Raw genomic sequence first — 235 nt, 5'->3', positions numbered from 1 at the left:
CGCGGTGAAGAGCACGGTCGGGTCGAGGACGGAGCCGTACGGCACGTGGATGTACGCCCAGAGCACGGCCTTGCCGTCGGGTGACCTGGTCGGGTCGAAGAGCGACGGCTGGACGGCCAGGGCGTAGGGGCGCTCGGACACGCGACCGACGGCGACCGCGCTCTCACTGTTCCACACCTCGTCCCACGTCCCGGCCACGTGCACGGTGGGAGGGCTCCGCACGTGCTCGATCGTC

Annotated in this window: 1 pseudogene; it reads right to left on the bottom strand. The window is 71.1% G+C overall.

The features are described 5' to 3' along the window. A pseudogene (locus KVS71_RS18945) lies at nt 1-222 on the bottom strand (dehydrogenase); the annotation flags it as partial. Nucleotides 223-235: the final 13 nt, after the last annotated feature.

The organism is Microbacterium sp. GbtcB4 (genome assembly GCF_019091465.1).
Classification (GTDB): Bacteria; Actinomycetota; Actinomycetes; order Actinomycetales; family Microbacteriaceae; genus Microbacterium; species Microbacterium paraoxydans.
The sequence above is the reverse complement of the archived record's forward strand: the minus strand, read 5'-3'. Positions and strand labels throughout refer to the sequence as shown.